The organism is Flavobacterium denitrificans DSM 15936 (assembly GCF_000425445.1).
Classification (GTDB): Bacteria; Bacteroidota; Bacteroidia; order Flavobacteriales; family Flavobacteriaceae; genus Flavobacterium; species Flavobacterium denitrificans.
On sequence record NZ_AUDL01000025.1, the window covers coordinates 1 to 1,547 of the forward strand.

Sequence of the window (1,547 nt, forward strand, 5' to 3'; positions counted from 1 at the left end):
TTTTTAGTATTCAGCAAAATTTGGCTTTTCTGCGCAATTTTGGTTCAACTTGCCTGTAACGTTCTGGTACTACAGCGGGTTTGGGACTAAATTAAGCCCATTCTTTGGATTTGCCAAATCATCTCAAATCCAAAACCAACTTTCCATTTAGCCAATTGCCCAAATCCGTTGTAGTAGCTGTTATGAGCAGTTTCTATTCTTTCAACGTATTCTCTAATTCCACAAACTTTAAGTTTTCTCCAAACACTAAGTCAAACTTCGGAATTATGTTTTCAAACTTTTTTAGTTCTGTTTGGTTTTCTATTGTCAAAGGCTCTTTTGGTTGGTAAATAATGTCGTATCGTTCTAATTTATTTGTTCTGTGCACATCTTGATTGTCATAAGCATAAAAACCTAATTCCGCATAGTTTCTCCAGTCATCATAGTTACCATCATTGTCTACTTTTTGTATTGGCGTTCCTATTTTCGGCAACGTTTCTATAAACTTATCCAATTTTAAGAAATCTTCGAAAGATTTGGTTACAATCTTTGGTTTAAATCCTCTATTGAATGTGCTAAAAATTGCAAGTTGTCCAATTCTATCAATTGCGACATAATCAAACTCAATATCATAACTTCCATTAACGATGTGTTCCCATTCCGTGATTTCTCGGTTAAATAACATTCGTTCTATTTTAGATTAAAGTTCTGTGAAATTGCTCATAACGTTCTCGCGCTACATCGGGTTTGGGACTAAATTAAGCCTTATCTTCGGATTTGCCAAATTATCCCAAATACAAGACCGTTTTTAAATTAAAACCAATGCCCAAATCCGTTGTAGCGTGTGTTGGCAAATCGGTTTTTTATTTATTTCAATTTTCGGTTTCGCTTCCGCACCGCTTTTAAGTCGGAAGTATTTTTAAATTTAATTATTATGAAACTTACTTTAAATAACGAAAATTTTTACCGTGTAATGTATTATTTTCAGTTTATTGCTTTTTTGATATTACTTGTTTCTTATATGAATTTATGGAGTCTTTATAAAGAACAATGTCAGATTTCAAAAGAAAATTTTGTTCTTTCAAATCATCTTTTTCAAGATTTGAAAAATAATTCAGGAAACCAAAAATGATTGCTGTAATTACTGATAAAGCAGTTATTGATAATTGCATTATTTGGAATAAAGATAATTTTTTAGATTCTTTTTCTAGTTTGGCAAAAGTTGTAAATCTCCATCCTTTTTCTGTTAATCTAAAACTTTCTTTTGACGTTCGTTCTAAAAGTAAAAAATCTTTTTCTAATGAATATATAACCTTTTCAGCGGAATTATTGTCAGGCAAAAGATGTAATAAATCCATACTAGGCACAATCTTGGTTTTGTCTGATTTTTTAAAGAAATCAATTACTTTTTCCGCAAGTTCTTTTTGTTCAGGATTCATTTCTTCGGTATTTCGGTTTTTTAAACTGTTTGCCAACGTCTTGGCACTACAGCGGGTTTGGGACTAAATTAAGCCCTATTTTCGGATTTGCCAATTCATCCCAAATACAAAACCATCATTCCATTAAGC

General features: G+C 31.7%; 2 protein-coding genes. Both read right to left on the reverse strand.

Translation table 11 applies throughout. The features are described from left to right. Positions 1 to 193: 193 nt before the first annotated feature. Positions 194 to 664, reverse strand: coding sequence for a hypothetical protein (locus H600_RS0111675; RefSeq protein ID WP_026728948.1), 471 nt, complete (start codon positions 662 to 664; stop codon positions 194 to 196). A 304-nt stretch (positions 665 to 968) separates the two neighbouring features. Further along, positions 969 to 1,418, reverse strand: coding sequence for a hypothetical protein (locus H600_RS0111680; RefSeq protein WP_157509913.1), 450 nt, complete (start codon positions 1,416 to 1,418; stop codon positions 969 to 971). Positions 1,419 to 1,547: the final 129 nt, after the last annotated feature.

Bases quoted from the DNA above. Each gene is read 5' to 3' on its own strand.
- H600_RS0111680 (WP_157509913.1), bottom strand. From the start codon at position 1,418: ATGAATCCTGAACAAAAAGAACTTGCGGAAAAAGTAATTGATTTCTTT.
- H600_RS0111675 (WP_026728948.1), bottom strand. From the start codon at position 664: ATGTTATTTAACCGAGAAATCACGGAATGGGAACACATCGTTAATGGA.